Below are 20,705 nucleotides of genomic sequence, written 5' to 3'. Positions count from 1 at the left end.
TTATTGCGTGCTCAATAGTTGCGATAGCTCCTCTTTAAAATACGCAAATAGAGAATAAGGAAGAACTACTAGGTACTGCTAAATACAATAAATGGTATGGAAGGAATACTGCCATGATTCTAAAGCCCACTATCAAAATATACACGAATAATACAACCAAAGCAAAAGTTACATGGTCATGTACTTCAGTAAGCAATGCTATTTGTGCATAAATGATCATGAAACAAACGTAGTATTGACAGCGGCTACAGCAAACTTACGGTATCAATATGTACACTCAGCCGTTCAAATATAAGAATTCTCCCCTACTGTTGCTCAGTCTCCCTATCTGTCATGTTGTAGTTGTGTCAAAAATGTGTTAATTCATGAACCGCTTCCAGCCCTCAAGCAGATTATCATGCGCCCACTCAAGGTGACCTTGGCTATCGTACTTACGCGAATAACACTCGATGAAGTAAATTAAGTCGATATATAAGTCGTAGAGTTTTTTACGGGCATGTTCGTTTGGGCTGTCGAAGCTATTCCCGTAACCTCTGCAGAAATGCTCTGAATTCTCAATATAGCGAAAATAATATTCCATAAGTGGATCGCCCCAAAGTGCCCGTTCCCAATCAATCAATGCAACAATGCGGCCCTCTCGCACAAACACATTGCCATCCCATAAATCCCAATGTATTAGACGAGGCTCAACGACTACGTCCATAACATGTAAGTGACTTTTGATCTCTGCCTCAACAGTTTCTAACGGAATGGGCATTTCTACCTTTAAACGACGTGCATCTTCAAGCAGATTCATTATCAAATGCTTAAAAGTTTCCCGCCATGAAGTTCCTTTTACTGGTGTGGACGCACTAAATAATCCGAAACGCTCACCAGGAATTTCATTAATTAAACGGGAATAACGACCTAACTCTTCCTCAATACTTATTCTCTGCTGCGAGCTTAGCGCTTCCTTAATTTCATTATAGGGCTGGCCAACTATTTTCTCCATGAAAAAAAACTCACTTGAAATCATTTCTTTACTGTTATCATAAGCGTATACCTCAGGCACAGGTACTGTCCCTTTTGACTTCATCAGTCGCATCGCCGCAACCTCTACAGACATAATATCATGTTCGTAACTAAGGGTATCTGCTTCAGCTGACGGTGCTATCTTAAGAATCATGTCTCTTCCATCTGATAATAAAAGGTCATATGCTGCGTTAAAATAGCCACCTGTCAGTTCAGTACTTCGCTGAATGCTCACATGGCTTCCAAAAGTAACACCTACCAAATCATTCTGTTGCTCTGTCGTTAATTTTGTTTTAGTAAAGCTCTCCAAGATCTCACCACCATAATGAAATAAGTATCAAAGGATAAACAATCCTTCTCCATTTGAATGAAAATTGTTAAAATTAGAACAAACGAGTCTCATTAGCCTGCTTTTCATGAAAGAGAGGAAACGATTAACATGATTATTAAACCTAGAACACGCGGCTTTATCTGTACTACCGCACACCCGCAAGGTTGCGCTCGTCAAGTAGAGCGGCAAATCGAATATATCCAGACACAACCCGAGATCAAAGGACCACGCAAGGTGCTTGTCATTGGCGCCTCTACAGGATATGGCCTCGCCTCACGGATTACAGCCGCCTTTGGGGCTGGAGCCAGCACAGTAGGCGTCTACCGCCAGAGCAGCAGCAATGGAGCCCGTACAGCCTCTGCTGGATGGTACAATTCAGCAGCCTTTGAGGAACTTGCAGAGAAAGCTGGACTTCAATCCTACAGCGTAACCGGTGATGCCTTCTCCAAAGAAACTAAGGATAGAACCATACAGCTGATTCGCAGTGAATTGGGACAAGTTGATCTAGTCATCTACAGCGTTGCTTCTGCCCGTCGAACAGATCCTGTGACGGGTGAAGTTTATAACTCCGTAATTAAACCTATAGGAGATACCTACACGAATAAAACCGTAAACTTTCATACGGGTGAAGTCAGTCAAATTTCTATTGAGCCTGCTACAGACAAAGAAATCGATGATACCATTCGAGTGATGGGTGGTGACGATTGGCAGCTTTGGATTGAAGCTCTTCATCAAGCCGGAGCTTTGGCCGATCATGCCACCACCATCGCATTCTCATATATCGGGCCGGAGATTACCCAGTCTGTATATCGGAAGGGAACGATTGGACGCGCAAAAGATCATCTAGAATTAACAGCACACACTCTTAACGATGAACTATCTAGTATAGACGGTCGAGCCTATGTAGCAGTTACGAAAGGACTGGTCACACAGTCTAGCTCAGCAATTCCTGTCGTCCCCCTGTACACTTCTGCGCTATACAAAGTCATGAAAGAGAAAGGACTTCATGAGGGTTGTATTGAGCAAACCTATCGGTTGTTTGCAGAACGTCTTTATGCGATCGAAGGGACTTCTGTGGACGAAGAAGGGCGTATCCGAATCGATGACTGGGAGATGTCCCCGGATGTACAGGATCAAGTGACTCAAATCTGGGATAAACTCACGACAGACAATATCTATGAATTGACAGATCTAGAAAGCTACAAACAGGAGTTTTTCCAGTTATTCGGATTTGAGACTGAGGGTGTAGATTATGAAGCTGAGACTGATCCAGACGTAACGGTTACCAATCAGCGGTAAACAATACATTATGTTGCGGACTATCTTCTAGCAGATGTTAGTGGTTGCTCAAGTGCATACAATTCTTCTTCAATGGAAATCATCTTTTGCTCAATCACTTTACGGGCATCTGCCAGTGCCTGATTATAAATATAAGGTGAGAGTTCTTTGAGCATAAAATCAAGAAGATTCTCACTTGCTAATTGGCCAATTTCGCTAGACAGCTCCGTTTCAAAATAATCCTGAATGCTGGATGTAATTTGTAGTTTGTGTTCTCTCTGTATTTTTATCGGCTGCATGATCGTCCTCCAATTTGTATGGTTTAAAATTCAGATTATTAATACAGGAAAAATGACGTGCTTGCGCACGTCATTTCTTATATCTATTCCCTTTAATCTAAACCCACCACATTTCTGCTAGTGGCTCCTCAATCAATACTTGTTGAAGGTTACTTACAGCTTTGGAGAAGCCTTCTTCCACAGACATCAATCCATCTTCATGCTCAATACTGACCACATAATCATATCCTACCAAACGAAGAGCACTCATAATATCAGCCCAAGTCTTAAGATCATGTCCAAAGCCAACCGAACGGAACTGCCATGCACGGTCAAGCATTTTGGTATAGGATTGCATATCTGTTAAGCCATGCATATTGACATTGACTGGATCAATAACTGTATCTTTAGCGTGGAAATGATGAATTGCGCCTTGGCGGCCTAAAATATGAATTGCCTGCACTGGATCAATTCCTTGCCACCACATATGACTCGGATCAAGGTTAGCTCCGATTACTTCACCTGCAGCTTCTCTCAACCGCAGTAGAGTAGCAGGTGTGTGAACGGAGAATCCGCCGTGCAGCTCAAGACCAACCTTCACATCATGCTCTGCGGCAAAGGCTCCCCATTCAGTCCAGTAAGGAATCACTTTATTTTCCCATTGCCAATCCAGAATTTCTTGATAATCATTTGGCCATGGAGCTACCGGCCAGTTCGGATACTTGGCACCCTCATGATCACCTGGACAGCCAGAGAACGTATTAACGACTGGAACTCCTAGCTTCTGCGCCAATTTGACCGAGTTCACAAAGTCCTCATGATCCTTCTGGGCAAGCTCTTTTTGTGGGTGTAGGGGATTTCCGTGACAGCTCAATGCACTGATCGTCAATCCACGGGATTCCACAGCATGTTTGAATTCTTTCAATGCTGTCTCATTCTCGAGAAGCATCTTAGGATCACAATGGCTGTTACCAGGATTCCCTCCTGTACCAATCTCTACCGCCTTTAGACCTTTGGACGCTACATAATCAAGAGCATCCTCCAGCTTGCGACCCCCAAACAAGACCATAAATACTCCAAGTTTCATTGTAAGTCACCTCTTTTGCAAATAGTTTACTTACCTTCACCATACATATCGAAGTCTTTTACTACTTGGTTCTTCTCAGCAGATTCAAAAATAGCTTCAATCAAATTCTGAACACGCATTACTTCGGCATTCTTAACGATTGGCTCTGCTGTTCCCTCAATAACGGCTGCGAAATTGTCATAGAAGCTAGAGCCTAGCTCCGCAGGTTGAGGTAAAGCTTCTGTAATCGTAGCCCCTTCTGAAGGAGGCGCCATAGTTTTGGTTAATCCAACACCAGCACGTATAGGCTTAGGTTCGATCTTTTCACCTTCATTGTTTCTGGTTACTAAACGTCCAGTTAAAGACCAATCTTCGATAATACCCGTTCCTTCAATACCCTTCACATACCATCTAGGCAGCGTAATAAAGTTAGTTGTCCCAACCTCAACGATAGCTTTAATTCCATTCTCAAATTGCAGGATGGCTTCAAAGCCATCATCTACATCATTGCCTAGAATAAAGCTCAGACTGCTGCTCACACTGATGACTTTGCTATCGATCATAAATAAGAGCTGATCTAATAAATGAACGCCCCAATCTAGCAGCATTCCTCCACCTTGTGCCTTGACATGGCGCCAGTCTCCTGGAATACCATTCGCTCCATGTACGCGAGATTCAAGCTGGAACAAAGAACCGATGGTCTCTTGATCATACATTTTTTTGATGGTTAAGAAATCCTCATCCCAACGTCTGTTCTGATGTACCATGAACACACGTCCTGCTGCATCCGCAGCATCCAGCATATCTTGAAGCTCTTCCTTGGACATAGCGACTGGCTTCTCACAAATAACATGTTTGCCAGCTTGTAGCGCACGTATAGCGATTTCTTTGTGTACATCGTTTGGTGTCGCAATAAGAACAATCTCAACTGCAGGATCTGCTAATACTTCTTCATAACTTTCATATACCTTGTAACCAGCATTGATGGAGTCCGCACGACGTGCTTCAAGCAAGTCGTATGTCCCTACCACTTCTAGGGAGTTAGTCTCCTTAATTAATTTCGCGTGATAACTTCCCATTCCACCAAAGCCAACGATGACTACGGAATGTATCTTTGAGCTCATGACTTCCACTCCTACTTCCCTATTAATTATCCGATGTGCCGTCAAAATACACAGCGCGACCTGTACGTGAAGATTCATAAATAGCTTCCAAGATTTGAGTAACAACGAGGGCCTGCTCAGGTTTAACTACAGGTTCCTTGTCTTCTCTAACCGCCTCAAGCCACAAGCGAGCTTCACGATCAGATTCATTTTCCTGTCCACCATCAAAGAACGCTACTCCACCAGCAGACAAGTCTACTTTGGTCTCATACAGACGTCCACCACGGTCACCGTTTAGGCGCAGACCATCCTTCATATCTGCACCACCTTCTGTACCTGCAAGAAGCGTCTGAGCTTCTCGATACTCAGATACATTTAGTGCCCAGCTAGATTCAAGTACAATTGTAGCACCATTTTCCATGGTAATAAATCCAAAAGCTGAATCTTCTACCTTAAATTGCTCAGGATCCCAAGGACCAAAGGCATTTCCAGCGTTCTTTCGGTTACTCAGCTTATGGAAAGACGAGCCCATAACACTGCGTGGTTTATAATTATCCATCATCCATAAAGTAAGATCAAGTGCATGCGTACCGATATCGATCAGTGGGCCGCCGCCTTGCTTTTCTTCATCCAGGAACACGCCCCAAGTAGGAACCGCACGACGACGAAGGGCAATTGCTTTTGCATAATAGATATCACCTAGTTCGCCGTTTTCGCAGAGTGCTTTAAGGTATTCACTATCCGAACGATAACGGTTCTGGTAAGCGACAGACAACTTCATCCCCGTACGCTTCGCAGCATCCAACATTTCTTGTGCTTGGGCAGTGGTTTTAGCCATTGGTTTCTCGCACATTACATGGTTACCTGCTTCCAATGCAGCAATAGTAATCACGGAGTGACTGTCATTTGGTGTGCATACATGAACAATATCAAATCCGCCAGCTTTCAAAAGCTCAGTGTAATCTGTATAAACAGCAGCGCCTTCAGCGCCATAAGTCTGAGCGGCTTTCTGTGCACGCTCTTCTATGATATCGCAGAAAGCTACCATTTCAGCATCCTTCTGACGTGACAAACTTGGCATATGTTTCCCATTTGCGATACCACCGCAACCTACAATAGCAATTCTCAACTTATTAGACATTAACTTTTCCTCCTTGATTTGCGTATGCTTTTACCCATTTCAAACTATCTTCTACACTTTCTAATGGTGAACGACTGCAGAAATCCTGTTCTACTACCGCCCACTCCACATTTGCCTGTACAGCTGCATTTAAAATTGCAGTAAGGTTCACTTCACCTTCACCTAGTACAACAGTTTCCGGAGAGCCGTCTTCTTTTTTCTTCAAATCCTTCAGATGGATGATCGGCAGTCGACCTGCGTATTTATTGATATATTCAACTGGATCATAGCCTGCATGATGTACCCAGCAAGTATCCATTTCCACTTGCAACAGGTCAGCCGGCACCTCTTCAAACAATCCATCAAAAGCAGTACGGTCACTATCACCATATTTATCTGTTAACTCGAAATCATGATTGTGATACAGAAGAACTGCTCCACCCGCTTTGCACTTTTCTCCAATAACCTTCAGATTCGCGGCAACCTCTTCATAGTTACGTTGTTCTTCTGACAAATAAGGAACAATCAAATTTGGGTTTCCAATCTCAAGATTGTAAGAGATCTCTGCTTCTGTATCATTCAACAATGCGTCATATGGACGATGTGCGCCGAGCGCAACCAGTCCAAGCTCATTTAGCAATTGTTTGACTTCTGCTGCGGTGCGGCCGAAATAGTGGAAAAACTCTACGCCTTTATATCCAAGGGCTGCTACCTTACGCAGTGTTCCTTCAAAATCCTGTTCCAATTCTTCTCTAAGCGTGTACAATTGCAGACCTATCTTCAGCATTTTCTAATCACTCCAATGGGTTTAGGGTTAGCTTACTAATTCATTTAAACTTCTTTCTGCTGCTCGTCCCCAAAGAGATCAACAGCAGCAATCACTTGAACAATAATGCTGTTGCAGAATTGACTAATCTGATTCCCATTAGTTTCCTTCAACTACCATTCTTGTTTGCATAGCTAATATCGACTCCGTATAGCGTGGATGGTCGATTTCTTTCTTTATTGCTTAGGTACATAGTAATATGAAAGCGTATATAATAAAATGAATAATATGATTAAAACATGAACAATCTGATTATCATTTCTAGACATCAAGGAGGACACATGAATCAATCAACTACCTGTCACGTTTTATCTGCTGGATTTTCCTTTCACCGCAAACCTTTTCATATGTCACATAGCCATGGAAATCAGAACTATTTAATTCGTCTGCAAACAGAGGGCCGAAGCCGAGCAATGATCGACGGTGTGATGACTCTAGTAGAGAGCGGCGATATCATGCTGTTTGCTCCTAATGATCCTTACTATTTAATCATTGATAAGGAAGAGTATCCTGTGGGTAAGCCGCGGATTGAAAGCGGAGATTATCATATTTTTTGTGAAGGAACTTGGATTGTTGAATGGTGGGAACGTGCTCAGAGACCCTCACTCTTAAGTGTGCCACTTAGTGAGAATTTCCTTGGCTTATTTCGTCAGCTGATTCTTGAGCACAGACGTCTTTCCGATTTCTCACCAGCGATATCTGCCTGTTATCTGCAAATCCTGTGTATGGAAATCGACAGACTCATTACAGATCAGCCAGCGATTACGCCTAAAGGCTATCTAGCTTACCGAATGAAGCAATATGTTGAGGAGCATGCAACCTTACCTTTTCTGTTGGAGGATGTTGCCGCACATGTAGATATTTCCGTCTCCCGTGCCGTTCATTTATTTAAGGAGGCCTTCGGGACCAGTATTATCAAATATGTAAATGATGTCCGGCTAGAGATGGCAAGAGAACGAATAACCTTCAGCCCGATGCCGCTGGAGCAAGTAGCAGAAACCTGCGGTTTCGCGAACTATACTTATTTTCACCGTGTATTCCGAAGTCGTTTCGGCATGTCCCCTAGACAGTACCGTGTACACAGCAGAACTCAAGTATAATATAGAGGTGAATTGCATCAACAAAAATAGGGCTATCCCTATAGTAGATAAACTACTACGAGGATAACCCTTGCTTCTATATTCAAACAATACTCATGTTAATGAGATGATTATTCTTTTTCAGCTGAAATGATCAGGAACATCGGCCTGCGATCCTCGTCCTTCATCCACGGATCATTGCTCATTTCATCAGAAGGCTTAGGCTCCTTAACTGCTTTGATAGCAAACCCGGCTCCAATCAAGTCATTGAAGTAGGTTGAGATTGTGCGATGATATTTAATCACATTTTCTGTTAAGAAGGTCGTTTCACGCAACCCCTCAGACTGATAATGATCTACAGGCCAATGAAGACGATTGCCTTGGTCATCCACATACCAATCCTGTTCATTTCGAGAAGTAAAGATGGGATGCTCCACTGAAAATATAAAGCTACCGCCTGGCTTAAGGTAAGTATGAACCTTGCGACAGATAGCTTCAAAGGACTCTACATAATGCAGGGCCAATGAACTGATGACCACATCAAATTGTTCGCTCGCAAATTCAATATCTTCAATCGGCATCTGGATATATGAAATAGCTGGATCGTCTGTTTTTTCACGCGCTTCTTGAAGCATTTTTTCAGAGATATCTACGCCAACGACTGAGCTTGCCTGCTGCTCGCGTGCATATAGACAATGCCAGCCAAATCCGCAGCCTAAATCAAGAACACTTTTATTATGTAAGTCTGGGATCAGAGGTTGTAATACATGCCATTCTCCAGCTGCTTCAAGCCCACCAATGGAACGAGGCATTTGTTTATAGGCTGAGAAGAAATTCGTATCGTCGTATTTATTTTGTTTCATCAGTTATATATCTCCTATCCATAATGTCTTCCATCAGTATATTCTTAGTGACGCATTATTTTCAAATCGCCAAATAAAAAGGAGCATCATCTTGGAAGATCCGCTCCTTGTGTTTGTTCTTATTCAATTGCTGTTGTTTGCTCGGCGTTAACCGTACATGCTGTGAAATGGCGCTATAATCCCCATTGGATCTGCGACTTAGAGCTGCGCACCAGGTTCCTGAACGCTCTGCCTTTAGCAAGGCTTTTTGAGTCTTGGTTCGTGCCATGTGGCACCACTCTCCTATTCATTGATGAACTATCAGACAACTACAGTTTAACATAATACAGACTATGAGCGCAGCCAGAATTCCGTTACAATGAGATCACTGCTAGTTTTCTAACTTATCTAAATAGATTCGGAGGTTTTTAGTGATGAAATACGATGTTTTGTACGAGGGTGCTTTTGCAATGTTAAAGGTATATTTGGACCCCGGCGAAAGTGTTAAAGCTGAGATGGGCGCAATGGTTGCCATGTCTCCTAACGTAGAATTAAAAGGAACGGCTGATGGAGGCGTAATGCGGGGTCTGGGAAGAATGCTGAGCGGTGAAAAGTTCTTCTTCCAGGAACTCAGAGCTATCCGTGGTCAAAGTGAGGTACTATTGTCTCCAGGATCATTAGGTGATATCCAAGCTATCGAATTAGATGGATCCTATAAGCTGTTAGTTCAAAAGGACGGATTCTTAGCCGGAACGGAAGGCATTCAAGTAAATACCAAAATGCAAAATTTAACACGCGGACTTTTCTCTGGTGAAGGCTTCTTCATTGTAGAAATCAGCGGCAGAGGAACAGTATTCCTGTCCTCCTTCGGAGCGATCCACGCCATTAATTTAGCACCTGGTGAAGAGATGATTATCGACAATGGACATCTCGTCGCTTGGCCAGATTATATGGACTATAAGGTAGAAAAAGCAGCCTCGGGTTGGTTGAACAGTTTAACCAGTGGTGAAGCGCTTGTCTGCCGATTCCGCGGAGAAGGTGTAATCCTCGTTCAGAGCCGTAACCCTGGGAGCTTCGGAACGTGGATTAAATCCTTCGTACCCACTCGAAGCTAAGAAAAATGACATAGGATTTCCCGTAAGTAGGATTTCCTTTAACTGTTTAAAAGGCAAGATAGCGCTGCTCCGGTTTTCAAGAAGCGCTGCTGTGCGTGCAAATTAAGGAATATCTCCCTATAATTCAGAGATGTCTGCGCATTTGACTACTAATTAGGGAAATCCTCCCTATAATTCAACTGATTTGTTGTGAAATATAGATATTTGTCCGATTTATAGGGAGGATTTCCCCATTTCCATTCGTATCGGGCAATTATCAGTTATTTAGAGGGAGTTTTTCCCTAATTCTTTTCCGAAAAAGAAGCTGCCCCCTAAGTAGTACTTACTACTTCTGAGACAGCTTCTTCTTTTAGGTAGAAAGCGGCTTAAGAAACCGCTTTGTTTGCTTTTTCTTTTTTGCAGCCTGTTCGTTTACATGTGTCATAAGTGCCCTTGAAATCAAGGCGGTGATCCGTGACGTTAAAGCCATATTCACGTTCCACTCTTTTCTCCAGCTCCACCAGCCAGTCATCCTTAATTTCCTCCAACCTGCCGCACACGCTGCATATCAAATGATGATGCATGTGAGAATGATCATTCCCGCGCAGATCGTAACGAGCGACTCCATCTCCGAAGTTCATCTTTTCTACAATGTGAAGCTCGCATAAGAGCTCAAGTGTACGGTATACCGTTGCCAGCCCTAAATGCGGATAACTGTTCTTGACAAGCATATATACTTCTTCTACGCTGAGATGATCTTTCTCATTGTCGAGCAATATGTTCACTATGGCCTCACGCTGGGGCGTTAATTTATATTTTTGCGCCGCAAAAAGCTGACTGATATTTGAAATTTGATCCATTTGATCTCCTACCTTCCCGGAATGATTTAACATCCGTATCCACTGAGACGCACCCATTTATGCATCAAATATTAAACGTAAATAGTAATCTTTACGATATAATCATATCAAAAATAATCACGAATGAATAGAGCCTGACATCATTATAACATTTCAGCTCTCTTATCCAAAGTTCTTTCATCCATTCCTGCCTATTTTTCTGCCAAAATCTACTTTTTCGTGAAATATTATAGGTTTGACCGCAACCTTTCCATATTTTTCTGCGTTTAAGTTTGTGATAGCGGCCACGAGGCCTATCCATACAACGAGGTGAAATAACCATGAATATGAAAAAAAGAACGTTAGCCGCGATTACAACCGTTACGATTCTCTCCTTCTCTTTGGGTGGCCAAATATTTGCAGCCGGAAATACCTTTAAGGATATTGATAATATAAACGGCAAAGAAAAAATTATTTCTTTAAAAAATCAAGGCTTGATCAAAGGGGTTAGTGAATCCCAATTCTTGCCCAGCTCCAAAGTAACAACAGCACAAGGGATCCAGTTCATTTCGGGTGGACTCCAGCTTAGTCTCGCGGCTATTGATTTCAACAAAGCTCCCGTTGCCAGTGGCTTGTTCACGAAAGTCAAGGATAAAGCTTGGTACGCTGAAGCCTTTATCAATGCGTATTACAATCATGTCGAGCTTCCTAAGGATATTGATCCAACCAAAACAATGACCAAAGAAGAGTTCACCAATTATCTAGTGCAAGGGGTCGAAGGCATTGGGAATCTGCCGATGATCAATATAGTGCCCGTAGATATCGCTGACGATGCTGCGCTGAATCCTTCTTATCAAGGCAGCATTCAACGTTCTCTTAAATACAAGATTAATAGTTTAGACGCCAATGGGAAGTTTAATCCAAAAAGTGAAATCACTCGCGCCGAAGCTGCGATTATGCTCTATAATGCTTTGGAATTTCTGAAGACCGGTATTAAATCCTAACCTAGAAGCGACACACCAATAACATTGAATGGTAAACAAGAAAAAGCAGCCCAGGTATAGTCCTGGACTGCTTTTTTGCGTCTTGATCGTCTTCTATACTTCTTCTCCACTAATTCTGTTCAGAAATTGTAGAGCACGAGGATGCTGCGGATGCTCAAGAACTTCTTGCGGAGTCCCTTGCTCTAGAATATGGCCTCCATCCATCAGAATGATCCGGTCAGCCACATCCGCAGCAAATTTCATCTCATGGGTCACTATCACCATAGTCATTCCCTCTGCCGCTAACTGTTTAATAACCTTAAGTACTTCCCCCACCAACTCTGGATCAAGCGCAGAGGTAGGCTCATCGAACAACAGCACCTCTGGATCTACTGCCATGGCACGAGCGATAGCTACCCGTTGCTGCTGGCCACCAGACAGTTGGTGCGGATAAGCATCCGCTTTGTCCGCCAAGCCAACTTTAGTTAACAACTGAAGGGCACGTTCGCGTGCTTCGTCCTTGGATCGTTTCTGGACCGTCACCTGCCCTTCCATCACGTTGCCTAGTGCAGTCATATGCGGAAAAAGATTATAGGACTGAAAAACCATCCCTGTTTTTTGGCGTAATGCCAAAATGGACTTCTGGGGGATTTTCTTGTTATCCGTGAAATTAATTTTAATATCACTGAGCGATAAGCTTCCTTGATCAGGGACTTCAAGCAGATTAAAGCAGCGTAAAAGCGTTGTTTTGCCTGAACCCGATGGGCCAATAATGACCAGTACCTTGCCATGTTCCATTTCGAGATCAATGCCCTTTAATACCTGCAGCTCACCGAAGGATTTATGCAAATTAAGTATTTCAATCATAATTGTCTCCCCCTTTAGCTCGCAGAGTAACGACTCAGTCGTTTCTCCAAGTAATTTTGCAGTGCTGATAACACTGAGCAGAATAGTAAATAGAACAATCCTGCCTCGCAATAGATCAGCAGTGGCTCATAGGAGGTGGAAGCAACCTGCTGTGCTGTTCTGAACATCTCCGTATAGGTAATGGTCGCTGCCAGTGAAGTGTCTTTGACCAAGCTAATAAAGGAATTCGATAACGGCGGTACAGAAACACGGGCAGCTTGTGGCAGTATAACGCGGCGCAGTGCCTGGGTACGAGTCATCCCAACGGAGAAGGCCGCTTCCCACTGACCTTTATGTATAGACAGGATAGCAGCACGTATAATTTCTGATGAATAAGCCCCTACACTAAGCGTAAATCCAATGGTTGCGGCTATGAAAGGGTCTAGCACGATTCCAACTGCCGGCAAACCATAGAAAATAATAAACAGTTGCACCAACAAAGGGGTTCCACGAATGACCCATACATAAAAGCGAGCGATCAGCTTCGGAAGTACCCACGGGGAGAGACGAGCTAATGCAGTCAATATCGCTAAGATCAGTCCCAGTGCAAATGATATCAATGCCAAAGGAATGGTAAAAGCCACCCCAGCTTTTAGCAGGGGTAGCAGTGAATCTAAGAAAATTTGTATTTTGCGGTCATCCATTTTTAGACATCCTTTTTTGGCTCCAAGCTGGTTAGCTTCTGAAACCTTGTATTATTTTGAAACGTCAGCACCAAAGTATTTCTCAGAAATCTTTAAGTATGTGCCATCGCTCTTCATTTCAACAATTGCATCACTAACTGCTTTTACCAACTCATCGTTGCCTTTTAAGAAAACAGCTGCGCTTTGCGAACCGTCAGGAATCTCATCTACCACTTTAATTTTCACATCAGGCTTTTGCTTTTTCAGGTCCAGATAAGACAAACCATCATTTACAGTCGCATCAATACGGCCTGAGGTCAATAGGTCCATCGCTTGATTGAACCCGTCTGTAGCAACGATTTCAGCACCGTTCTCACGGGCGATATCGGACAGGTTACTGGTTAGAGATTGTCCAGCTTTTTTACCCTTAAGATCTGCAAATGTTTTAATATCCTCATTGTTTTCACTCACTATCAATACCGCTTTAGATACGATATACGGTTCAGAGAAATCATATTTCACTTTACGATCTTCATTAATGGATACTTCGTTAAAAATAACATCAAAACGCTTGGCATCCATCCCAGCAAAAATACCGTCCCACTGTGTCTCAAAAAATTCTGGTTCAACACCGAGGCGCTTCGCTACTTCCTCAGCAATTTCTACGTCAAAGCCGGTCAGTTTCCCCGAAGCGTCATGATAAGTAAAGGGTGCATACGTGCCTTCTGTTCCTATACGCAATTTGCCGCTAGCTTTAACAGCTTCCAGACTGTTTTGCGCAGTGGCTGTATTTCCACCATTCGTTCCAGCTGAAGAATTTTTAGAAGTATCGGTATTCGAATTATTGCCGCAGGCCGCTACAAACACCACGGTTAACGCCAATAGAATAGTTAAACTTAGTTTTTTCATTATTAATTCCCCTCTCTTTACCCGGAATTCATCCGGTAAATTGTATACTACACTGGCTGATGTTTACCGTCAATGGTTTTTTCCGATTATATTCATCGGAATTGTAATATTAGGTAAATCTCTACCCTTATATTACCCATTCTTAGAATAATCCTTCACAACATCCTCTCTTTACATCTCAGAAAGATATGGTATATTTATAAACAAATTAAATATGGACCTGTTATTTCACTAGGGGAGTCGGCCGACTGAGACGGAGCTTCAAGCTCCGGACCCTTGGAACCTGATCTGGATCATACCAGCGGAGGGAAGTGGAGCAGAATTTTCATCCCATGCATTTTTAGTGTTCCTATGCTGAATGAACTTTTTGACCCATTTATTTCCCACCGGAAATGAATGGGTCTTTATTTGTTTACAATCAATCACAAAACTTAAGCGTAGGCTTTCGAAGCAAGTTTTGTACGATGCTTTCCAAGAAGCCAACGCTCACAAATTTTTAGGAGGTTCGATCATCACGACAATCCTATCCATTCAAGGCTTAACCTACTCTTTTACGGAATCAGAACAACTCCCTGTATTCGCAGATCTATCCATGGATATCAGGCAAGGTGAGTTTGTTTCTGTCATTGGGGCTAGCGGATGCGGAAAAAGTACGCTTTTCAAAACTATAGCAGGCTTGCTCGAACCCACTCATGGGAAAATAATAATTCATTTGAACTCGTCATCTTCTACTCGCTTAGGTCAGATCTCATACATGCCTCAGCAGGATTTGCTGCTGCCTTGGAGAACCGTGCTCGACAACTGTCTTTTGCCCTGGGAGATTAAACCAAGGTTTAGTAAACAACAGACGATCTCTCACATTCGGGAAATGCTGTCACGCTTCGGTTTGGCCGATGTAGAGAGGGCTTATCCCCATGAGCTATCGGGTGGCATGAAACAGCGAGTCGCATTTCTACGAACGCTTGTAGCTGGCGGCGGGGCCGGTCTTATGCTGCTAGATGAGCCATTTGGAGCGCTCGACGCTATGAGCAAACGTGAGATACACCGTTGGCTGTTGGAGCTTTGGGATGAGCTGGATCAAACAGTGATGCTCATCACCCATGATCTAGAGGAAGCGCTGTTACTAAGCGATCGGATTTATTTATTGTCTGGAGGCGTGCATAGCGAATTACAGGAGATCATCGTTGATTTACCGAGGCCAAGACATTACAAGATGAACTATGAACCCCGGTTTATAGCGTTACGGGAAGAGTTGGAGCGGAGACTGTATGCATCCCATACCTTTTAAAAAATATTTAAACAATTACGGCCCCTTCATTCTACTGCTATTGTTCATTCTTGTGATCTGGGAATCAGCTGTTCGTCTTCACTTGATTCCAGCCTTTATCCTACCTGCACCTTCTTCAATAGGTATCGCATTGATCGAACACAGGCAATTACTCAGACCGCATTTAATGGCGACACTGCAGGAAATATTGGTAGGTTTTGTTCTCTCGGTTATCTGTGGTTCACTGCTGGGCACCGGAATGTTCTTGTTTCGCCCCCTTGAAAAAGCCATCTATCCGTTCCTTATTATCAGTCAGACGATCCCGTTAATCGCGCTATCCCCCATTTTTATTATGTGGTTCGGGTATACGCTGTGGAGCAAAGTGGCTGTTGTGTTTCTAACTGCTTTTTTTCCAGTCGTTGTGAGTACATATGACGGACTTCGTACAAGTGGTCAAGCCTACAAAGACTTATTGTTAACATTTGGCGCAAACCGCTGGCAACTGCTTGCTAAAACCCAAATTCCGCTGGCGCTGCCCTCTTTTTTCTCAGGACTAAAGCTATCCATTGTGTACTGCGTGATTGGAGCAACCATCGGCGAATGGCTTGGAGGCAGCAAAGGACTCGGTTACTTTAGCCGAAGGATGGCCGGAAATATGCAAAGTGCCGAAATGTTCGCCGCTGTATTTCTGTTGTCCGCGCTCGGTGTAGTGTTGTTTCTGATGATAGCTCTGCTCGAACCATTATTTTTAAAGAAAAGAGGATCTAAGCAATGAATGATTTGAATTTCCAAAGAAAATGGCTTATTCCCGTATTTCTCATATGTTCACTCCTAATCTTCACCAGCTGCGGAAAAGCATCCAATGTAAGTAGTCCTCCTGCTAATTCATCTAATAACGAAATTATACAAACGCACAAGCTGAAGATTATGCTCGATTGGTATCCCAATGCCGTTCACTCTTTTTTATATGCTGCTGAGCAGAATGGTTATTTCCAAGAGGAAGGTCTGGACGTAGAGATCCAAATGCCCGCAGACAGCAATGACGCACTGAAGCTTGTAGCAGCGAATCAAATCGATTTAGCGCTTAGCTATCAACCTCAGGTGCTCATGGCACGCAGTGAGAACATTCCAGTACGTTCTATTGCAGCGATTATGAGACATCCGCTTAATCATTTAATGGTACCTCAGGATGGTGACATTCATAGTCCAAAAGACCTCACAGGTAAACAGATTGGGTATTCTTCCATTCCTCTTTATGAAGCCATGATTCGTACGATGATCCAGAACGATGGGGGTGACCCTAAGGCCAGCAAATTAATCGACGTAGGCTTTGACCTTATTCCGGCGATTGCGACGGGGCAAGTGGATGCCATAATGGGAGGGTTCATTAACCACGAACAATTAATCTTGAAAAAAGAAGGTCATCCCGTGAACTCGTTCAATCCCACGGATTACGGAGTCCCCGATTATTATGAGCTAGTCCTTGTCGCCAGCGATCAAGGACTACAAAATTCTGAATCCTATTTCAAAAAGTTTGTAAATGCAATTACAAAAGGACAACAATTTGTGCAGGACAATCCGGAAAAAGCGTTAAATTTGCTGCTTGCACACGAAGATGAGACCTCTCCACTCGATAAGCAAATTGAAGAGAAGAGCCTGGCGATTCTACTACCGCTAATGAATGCGGGTGATCAAGATTTTGGATATCAAGCGCCAGCGTCTTGGGAGAAGGTAAGACAGTGGCTATCGGACAATGATTTACTGTCTACTGACATCAAAGCTGAGGATGCTTTTATTAATCTTTAAACATTAGCTATTCGTTCATAAAACTTGAGGAGGAATAATCATGAGTTATCTTTCCAAAGTACGGGAATCCAATCCACTGGTTCACAATATCACCAACATCGTCGTAGCCAATTTCTCAGCCAACGGTCTTTTGGCGCTCGGTGCCTCCCCCTTTATGGCGGATGCTCACGAGGAAGTGGTCGATATCGCCGCATTTTCATCTGCCGTAGTTCTAAATATCGGCACACTGAATGACTACGCCATTCAATCCATGGTGCTCGCGGGACAATCTGCGAATAAGCACGGCGTCCCCTTAGTTCTTGATCCAGTGGGTGCGGGAGCCACTTCTTATCGAACAGCGGTCACGCAAAAGCTAGTGAATGAGATGCAGATTACCGCTCTACGTGGCAATGTTGCTGAAGTTGCCAATGTCATTGGTGAAAGCTGGTCTATTAAAGGGGTAGATGCAGGCGAAGGGGATGGCGACGTAGTCGTCTTGGCTGAGACTGCCGCGCGGAAGTTAGGCTGTGTAGTTATCATCACCGGAAAAGACGATGTCATCACAAATGGAGATAACACCTACATTGCCAGCAACGGTCACCCAATTCTAACGAAAGTAACGGGAACCGGTTGTCTGCTAAGTGCAGTAGTCGGTGCATTTCTAGCGGTAAGTGAAGGAGCATCTCTTGAAGCCGCAGTCGAAGCTCTCTCCTTCTATGGAGTGGCTGCCGAAATCGCCGCTGAACTAACGACTGGACAAGGTCCGGGGAGCTTTCAAATCGAGTTTCTAAATCAATTGAGCTTGGTCACAGCTGAAACTTACCAAGATAAATCAATAATCAAGCAACTCAGATAACAACCCTAAGGAGTGAACAATGATGATATATAAAGCTTTAACTATAGCCGGATCGGATAGCGGTGGTGGCGCTGGCATCCAAGCAGATCTAAAAACCTTTCAGGAGCTTTCTGTATATGGAATGAGTGCTCTTACGGCTGTGACAGCCCAGAACACCCTCGGAGTTCAAGGCGTTTATCCGTTGACACTGGAAGCTACTACTCAGCAGCTTGATTCCATTGGACTTGATCTGAAGCCGGATGCTGTGAAGACCGGGATGCTTTTTAACAGTGACATCATACGTATCGTAGCAGAGAAGATCCAGCAATTCAGCTGGCGTAATCTTGTAGTTGATCCTGTAATGGTTGCTAAAGGGGGTTCCACGCTGCTACAGCAAGAAGCTGTTCAGTCCTTAATCAATCATCTCCTCCCGCTAGCCTTAGTGACGACACCCAATATTCCAGAGGCTGAAATGATTACCAACATAAGCATCACTACTATAGACGATCGTAAAGAAGCGGCTAAACTCATTCATGCCATGGGCTCTAACTATGTAGTGCTAAAAGGTGGGCATGATACCTCAACTACGGCTGTTGTGGATCTCTTATATGATGGTCACGAATTCATCTTTATGGAGAGTCAACGAGTTCAGACTAGACACACGCACGGCACAGGCTGCACCTATTCAGCAGCAGTCACTGCCGAGCTTGCTAAGGGCAAAACCGTTCCCGAAGCAACACACATAGCTAAAGCTTTTATACAAGCGGCGATTGAAGACGAGCTGGGCATAGGGGCTGGACATGGACCTACGAATCATTTTGCATATCAGAATAGATTGCGAGGGATGAACCTTGAAGCAAATAGACAGTGATCAACTGCGGGATTTATTAAAAGTCTATTTCATTATGGGCAGTGTGAATTGTCGGATAGCCCCAGCCAAGGTATTAAAAGAAGCGGTCGCGGGAGGCATAACGATGTTCCAATTTCGTGAAAAAGGTACGGGGGCATTAACTGCCCAAGTTAAATTTAATTTAGGAAGACGGCTCCAAAAGATATGTCGTGCTAACGGAGTCCCTTTTATCGTTAATGACGATATTGATTTAGCCATCGCCCTTGATGCGGACGGCATTCATGTAGGACAAGATGATACCCCTGCGCTGGCGATTAGGCAGCTGCTTGGCGAGGATAAGATCGTTGGTGTGTCCGCTCATTCGCTCGCCGAAGCTCGGCAGGCGATAGCGGATGGAGCCGATTATCTGGGCATTGGTCCTGTTTATCCTACCTCTTCCAAGGAGGATGCCCAAGCTGTTCGAGGCACATCAGTTATTGAAGAAATACGAAACAGCGGCATTACGATTCCTTTGGTTGGCATAGGCGGGATCACGGTGCACAATGCAGCACCAGTACTAGCTGCGGGTGCGGACGGTATCTCCGTTATCTCAGCTATTGCGGGCGCTGAAGACATCACCTTGGCAGCCAGAGGATTTGTTCACGAAGTTAATTTAAGCGGGTCATAAGCTCACTCAGCTCTTCTCCGCTCAAATGCCGCCATTGTCCTCGCTCCAAACTATCAAGTGTAATATTCATGATTCTTATACGCTCTAGCTTTAGTACTCTATATCCTAACTCCTTGCACATTCTGCGTATTTGCAGATTAAGGCCTTGAGTTAGGATAATTCTAAACTGACATTCCGCGATCCGAGAGACCTCACAAGGTTTTGTTGTGACGCCAAGAATATCCACACCACTAGACATGGCATGTATGAATTCTGACGTTATTGGCTTGTCTACATGAACTACATATTCTTTTTCATGCCCATTCTCGGAACGCATCATTTTGTTTACGATATCTCCATCGTTGGTTAACAAAATGAGGCCTTCCGAGTGTTTATCTAATCTGCCGATCGCAAAGATCCGTGAGGGATAACCTACAAAATCTATAATATTCCCAGCTACATTTGGCGCAGCTGTACAGGTGATGCCTATCGGTTTATTCAGCGCGAGGTATACCGGCTCCCCTTTACTGCTTGTTATGGGCTCTCCATCAATCCATACGATATCCTCTGGCTCTAAAAGAATATTCGCATCACAGACGATGCCGTTAACAGCGATCCGCCCTGCGGCAATGAGTCGTTTCGTTTCCCTTCTGGAACAGAAGCCTGTTTCGCTTATATATTTATCGATTCTCACTGATAATCCTACTTTCCTTCTGATACTGATACTTGCATCTATCCATAAAAAAACACCTGATTTTAACGATCAAAATCAGATGTTAACCTTCAGGAATAATTGATTTCAAGGGAGCTATTTCGAGCTTCCGCTTTTTTTCACGTTATTGCCCTTGCTTCCACTTGCATCTTTAGCGCCTGGACCCGTGGTTGGAGCACCTTTTGCAGGTTTAACTGGCTTTGCTGTTTTGTTCCAGCGTGTCCAGCCCTTACTCCCCGTACCTCTGCCCGTGCCGCCACCTTTACTTTTTGCACCCATCTTATCACTCCGTCAGTCATTCAGAATTCGTATAGTTTATACA

Annotated in this window: 24 protein-coding genes and 1 riboswitch; of the genes, 10 read left to right on the top strand and 14 right to left on the bottom strand. The window is 43.7% G+C overall.

The window, feature by feature from the left end; all coding sequences use genetic code 11:
* Positions 1 to 358: 358 nt before the first annotated feature.
* Positions 359 to 1,321 (bottom strand): phosphotransferase family protein, encoded by a 963-nt coding sequence (locus MKX41_RS05765; protein ID WP_340969070.1) that lies wholly within the window; start codon positions 1,319 to 1,321, stop codon positions 359 to 361.
* Between the two features lie 129 nt (positions 1,322 to 1,450).
* On the opposite strand from MKX41_RS05765, the gene fabV reads away from it, so the two are divergent.
* Positions 1,451 to 2,641, top strand: coding sequence for an enoyl-ACP reductase FabV (gene fabV / locus MKX41_RS05760; RefSeq protein WP_042187546.1), 1,191 nt, complete (start codon positions 1,451 to 1,453; stop codon positions 2,639 to 2,641).
* A 20-nt stretch (positions 2,642 to 2,661) separates the two neighbouring features.
* On the opposite strand, the gene MKX41_RS05755 is transcribed toward fabV, so the two are convergent.
* From MKX41_RS05755 to MKX41_RS05735, 5 genes are all read right to left on the bottom strand, one after another.
* The gene (locus MKX41_RS05755; protein ID WP_042187544.1) at positions 2,662 to 2,919 is read right to left on the bottom strand and encodes a DUF2164 domain-containing protein; all 258 of its coding nucleotides are present in this window, start codon (positions 2,917 to 2,919) and stop codon (positions 2,662 to 2,664) included.
* Between the two features lie 97 nt (positions 2,920 to 3,016).
* Positions 3,017 to 3,985 carry a sugar phosphate isomerase/epimerase family protein gene (locus MKX41_RS05750; RefSeq protein ID WP_042187542.1) on the bottom strand — a complete coding sequence of 323 codons (969 nt, stop codon included), beginning with the start codon at positions 3,983 to 3,985 and terminating at the stop codon, positions 3,017 to 3,019.
* A 26-nt stretch (positions 3,986 to 4,011) separates the two neighbouring features.
* Positions 4,012 to 5,088 carry a Gfo/Idh/MocA family protein gene (locus MKX41_RS05745; RefSeq protein WP_042187540.1) on the bottom strand — a complete coding sequence of 359 codons (1,077 nt, stop codon included), beginning with the start codon at positions 5,086 to 5,088 and terminating at the stop codon, positions 4,012 to 4,014.
* Positions 5,089 to 5,110: 22 nt separating this feature from the next.
* Positions 5,111 to 6,208 (bottom strand): Gfo/Idh/MocA family protein, encoded by a 1,098-nt coding sequence (locus tag MKX41_RS05740; protein ID WP_042187538.1) that lies wholly within the window; start codon positions 6,206 to 6,208, stop codon positions 5,111 to 5,113.
* Positions 6,201 to 6,974, bottom strand: a complete 774-nt coding sequence (locus MKX41_RS05735; protein WP_076282852.1) for a sugar phosphate isomerase/epimerase family protein — start codon at positions 6,972 to 6,974, stop codon at positions 6,201 to 6,203. The genes MKX41_RS05740 and MKX41_RS05735 overlap by 8 nt, the downstream gene beginning before the upstream one ends.
* A 320-nt stretch (positions 6,975 to 7,294) precedes the next feature.
* Between MKX41_RS05735 and MKX41_RS05730 the strand changes: the two genes are divergently transcribed.
* A complete protein-coding gene (locus MKX41_RS05730) occupies positions 7,295 to 8,113 on the top strand; it encodes an AraC family transcriptional regulator (RefSeq protein WP_339247550.1) in 819 nt (272 codons plus the stop codon).
* 110 nt (positions 8,114 to 8,223) lie between these two features.
* On the opposite strand, the gene MKX41_RS05725 is transcribed toward MKX41_RS05730, so the two are convergent.
* Positions 8,224 to 8,955: a class I SAM-dependent methyltransferase gene (locus tag MKX41_RS05725; RefSeq protein WP_042187532.1), complete on the bottom strand. Its 732-nt coding sequence runs from the start codon at positions 8,953 to 8,955 to the stop codon at positions 8,224 to 8,226.
* A 61-nt stretch (positions 8,956 to 9,016) separates the two neighbouring features.
* A complete protein-coding gene (locus MKX41_RS05720) occupies positions 9,017 to 9,223 on the bottom strand; it encodes a hypothetical protein (protein ID WP_340969069.1) in 207 nt (68 codons plus the stop codon).
* 145 nt (positions 9,224 to 9,368) lie between these two features.
* Here MKX41_RS05720 and MKX41_RS05715 point away from each other — a divergent pair, with 145 nt between their 5' ends.
* Positions 9,369 to 10,049, top strand: a complete 681-nt coding sequence (locus tag MKX41_RS05715; RefSeq protein WP_042187527.1) for a TIGR00266 family protein — start codon at positions 9,369 to 9,371, stop codon at positions 10,047 to 10,049.
* 365 nt (positions 10,050 to 10,414) lie between these two features.
* Here MKX41_RS05715 and MKX41_RS05710 read toward each other — a convergent pair whose 3' ends face one another.
* A complete protein-coding gene (locus MKX41_RS05710) occupies positions 10,415 to 10,888 on the bottom strand; it encodes a Fur family transcriptional regulator (protein WP_042187525.1) in 474 nt (157 codons plus the stop codon).
* Positions 10,889 to 11,208: 320 nt separating this feature from the next.
* On the opposite strand from MKX41_RS05710, the gene MKX41_RS05705 reads away from it, so the two are divergent.
* Complete coding sequence (locus MKX41_RS05705; RefSeq protein WP_042187523.1) at positions 11,209 to 11,871, top strand: S-layer homology domain-containing protein; 663 nt, start codon at positions 11,209 to 11,211, stop codon at positions 11,869 to 11,871.
* Between the two features lie 93 nt (positions 11,872 to 11,964).
* Here MKX41_RS05705 and MKX41_RS05700 read toward each other — a convergent pair whose 3' ends face one another.
* The 3 genes from MKX41_RS05700 to MKX41_RS05690 are packed head-to-tail and all read right to left on the bottom strand — an operon-like array spanning position 11,965 to position 14,288.
* Positions 11,965 to 12,717 (bottom strand): amino acid ABC transporter ATP-binding protein, encoded by a 753-nt coding sequence (locus MKX41_RS05700; protein ID WP_042187521.1) that lies wholly within the window; start codon positions 12,715 to 12,717, stop codon positions 11,965 to 11,967.
* 14 nt (positions 12,718 to 12,731) lie between these two features.
* Positions 12,732 to 13,400 carry an amino acid ABC transporter permease gene (locus MKX41_RS05695; RefSeq protein WP_042187519.1) on the bottom strand — a complete coding sequence of 223 codons (669 nt, stop codon included), beginning with the start codon at positions 13,398 to 13,400 and terminating at the stop codon, positions 12,732 to 12,734.
* Positions 13,401 to 13,451: 51 nt separating this feature from the next.
* Positions 13,452 to 14,288 (bottom strand): amino acid ABC transporter substrate-binding protein, encoded by an 837-nt coding sequence (locus MKX41_RS05690; protein ID WP_076282859.1) that lies wholly within the window; start codon positions 14,286 to 14,288, stop codon positions 13,452 to 13,454.
* Positions 14,289 to 14,511: 223 nt separating this feature from the next.
* A riboswitch (TPP riboswitch) is annotated at positions 14,512 to 14,615 on the top strand.
* A 265-nt stretch (positions 14,616 to 14,880) separates the two neighbouring features.
* On the opposite strand from MKX41_RS05690, the gene MKX41_RS05685 reads away from it, so the two are divergent.
* From MKX41_RS05685 to thiE, 6 genes are read left to right on the top strand one after another with little or no spacing between them, the layout of a single operon-like run.
* Positions 14,881 to 15,576, top strand: coding sequence for an ABC transporter ATP-binding protein (locus MKX41_RS05685; RefSeq protein ID WP_340969065.1), 696 nt, complete (start codon positions 14,881 to 14,883; stop codon positions 15,574 to 15,576).
* Entirely contained in the window at positions 15,557 to 16,330 is a 774-nt protein-coding gene (locus tag MKX41_RS05680) for an ABC transporter permease (protein WP_340969064.1), read from the top strand. The genes MKX41_RS05685 and MKX41_RS05680 overlap by 20 nt, the downstream gene beginning before the upstream one ends.
* Positions 16,327 to 17,361, top strand: a complete 1,035-nt coding sequence (locus MKX41_RS05675; protein WP_340969062.1) for an ABC transporter substrate-binding protein — start codon at positions 16,327 to 16,329, stop codon at positions 17,359 to 17,361. Before MKX41_RS05680 ends, MKX41_RS05675 begins: the two co-directional genes overlap by 4 nt.
* Before the next feature lie 40 nt (positions 17,362 to 17,401).
* Positions 17,402 to 18,196, top strand: coding sequence for a hydroxyethylthiazole kinase (thiM, locus tag MKX41_RS05670; RefSeq protein ID WP_149644231.1), 795 nt, complete (start codon positions 17,402 to 17,404; stop codon positions 18,194 to 18,196).
* Positions 18,197 to 18,218: 22 nt separating this feature from the next.
* Positions 18,219 to 19,046, top strand: a complete 828-nt coding sequence (gene thiD, locus MKX41_RS05665) for a bifunctional hydroxymethylpyrimidine kinase/phosphomethylpyrimidine kinase (protein WP_340974824.1) — start codon at positions 18,219 to 18,221, stop codon at positions 19,044 to 19,046.
* On the top strand, positions 19,036 to 19,692 hold the full coding sequence (gene thiE, locus MKX41_RS05660) for a thiamine phosphate synthase (protein ID WP_143764012.1): 657 nt from the start codon (positions 19,036 to 19,038) through the stop codon (positions 19,690 to 19,692). Before thiD ends, thiE begins: the two co-directional genes overlap by 11 nt.
* On the opposite strand, the gene MKX41_RS05655 is transcribed toward thiE, so the two are convergent.
* Positions 19,673 to 20,365 carry a pseudouridine synthase gene (locus MKX41_RS05655; RefSeq protein ID WP_339803072.1) on the bottom strand — a complete coding sequence of 231 codons (693 nt, stop codon included), beginning with the start codon at positions 20,363 to 20,365 and terminating at the stop codon, positions 19,673 to 19,675. The two genes, thiE and MKX41_RS05655, sit on opposite strands and share 20 nt — an antisense overlap.
* Before the next feature lie 114 nt (positions 20,366 to 20,479).
* Positions 20,480 to 20,662 carry a DUF3934 family protein gene (locus MKX41_RS05650; protein ID WP_042187505.1) on the bottom strand — a complete coding sequence of 61 codons (183 nt, stop codon included), beginning with the start codon at positions 20,660 to 20,662 and terminating at the stop codon, positions 20,480 to 20,482.
* Positions 20,663 to 20,705 lie beyond the last annotated feature (43 nt).

Source organism: Paenibacillus sp. FSL R5-0475 (genome assembly GCF_038004585.1).
Classification (GTDB): Bacteria; Bacillota; Bacilli; order Paenibacillales; family Paenibacillaceae; genus Paenibacillus_AQ.
Note: the sequence above shows the minus strand (reverse complement) of the source record. Positions and strands in the feature narration are given on the sequence as shown.

Coding starts and splice junctions, on each gene's coding strand:
- fabV (WP_042187546.1), top strand. CDS start 1,451: ATGATTATTAAACCTAGAACACGCGGCTTTATCTGTACTACCGCACAC.
- MKX41_RS05755 (WP_042187544.1), bottom strand. CDS start 2,919: ATGCAGCCGATAAAAATACAGAGAGAACACAAACTACAAATTACATCC.
- MKX41_RS05750 (WP_042187542.1), bottom strand. CDS start 3,985: ATGAAACTTGGAGTATTTATGGTCTTGTTTGGGGGTCGCAAGCTGGAG.
- MKX41_RS05745 (WP_042187540.1), bottom strand. CDS start 5,088: ATGAGCTCAAAGATACATTCCGTAGTCATCGTTGGCTTTGGTGGAATG.
- MKX41_RS05740 (WP_042187538.1), bottom strand. CDS start 6,208: ATGTCTAATAAGTTGAGAATTGCTATTGTAGGTTGCGGTGGTATCGCA.
- MKX41_RS05735 (WP_076282852.1), bottom strand. CDS start 6,974: ATGCTGAAGATAGGTCTGCAATTGTACACGCTTAGAGAAGAATTGGAA.
- MKX41_RS05730 (WP_339247550.1), top strand. CDS start 7,295: ATGAATCAATCAACTACCTGTCACGTTTTATCTGCTGGATTTTCCTTT.
- MKX41_RS05725 (WP_042187532.1), bottom strand. CDS start 8,955: ATGAAACAAAATAAATACGACGATACGAATTTCTTCTCAGCCTATAAA.
- MKX41_RS05720 (WP_340969069.1), bottom strand. CDS start 9,223: ATGGCACGAACCAAGACTCAAAAAGCCTTGCTAAAGGCAGAGCGTTCA.
- MKX41_RS05715 (WP_042187527.1), top strand. CDS start 9,369: ATGAAATACGATGTTTTGTACGAGGGTGCTTTTGCAATGTTAAAGGTA.
- MKX41_RS05710 (WP_042187525.1), bottom strand. CDS start 10,888: ATGGATCAAATTTCAAATATCAGTCAGCTTTTTGCGGCGCAAAAATAT.
- MKX41_RS05705 (WP_042187523.1), top strand. CDS start 11,209: ATGAATATGAAAAAAAGAACGTTAGCCGCGATTACAACCGTTACGATT.
- MKX41_RS05700 (WP_042187521.1), bottom strand. CDS start 12,717: ATGATTGAAATACTTAATTTGCATAAATCCTTCGGTGAGCTGCAGGTA.
- MKX41_RS05695 (WP_042187519.1), bottom strand. CDS start 13,400: ATGGATGACCGCAAAATACAAATTTTCTTAGATTCACTGCTACCCCTG.
- MKX41_RS05690 (WP_076282859.1), bottom strand. CDS start 14,288: ATGAAAAAACTAAGTTTAACTATTCTATTGGCGTTAACCGTGGTGTTT.
- MKX41_RS05685 (WP_340969065.1), top strand. CDS start 14,881: ATGGATATCAGGCAAGGTGAGTTTGTTTCTGTCATTGGGGCTAGCGGA.
- MKX41_RS05680 (WP_340969064.1), top strand. CDS start 15,557: ATGCATCCCATACCTTTTAAAAAATATTTAAACAATTACGGCCCCTTC.
- MKX41_RS05675 (WP_340969062.1), top strand. CDS start 16,327: ATGAATGATTTGAATTTCCAAAGAAAATGGCTTATTCCCGTATTTCTC.
- thiM (WP_149644231.1), top strand. CDS start 17,402: ATGAGTTATCTTTCCAAAGTACGGGAATCCAATCCACTGGTTCACAAT.
- thiD (WP_340974824.1), top strand. CDS start 18,219: ATGATATATAAAGCTTTAACTATAGCCGGATCGGATAGCGGTGGTGGC.
- MKX41_RS05650 (WP_042187505.1), bottom strand. CDS start 20,662: ATGGGTGCAAAAAGTAAAGGTGGCGGCACGGGCAGAGGTACGGGGAGT.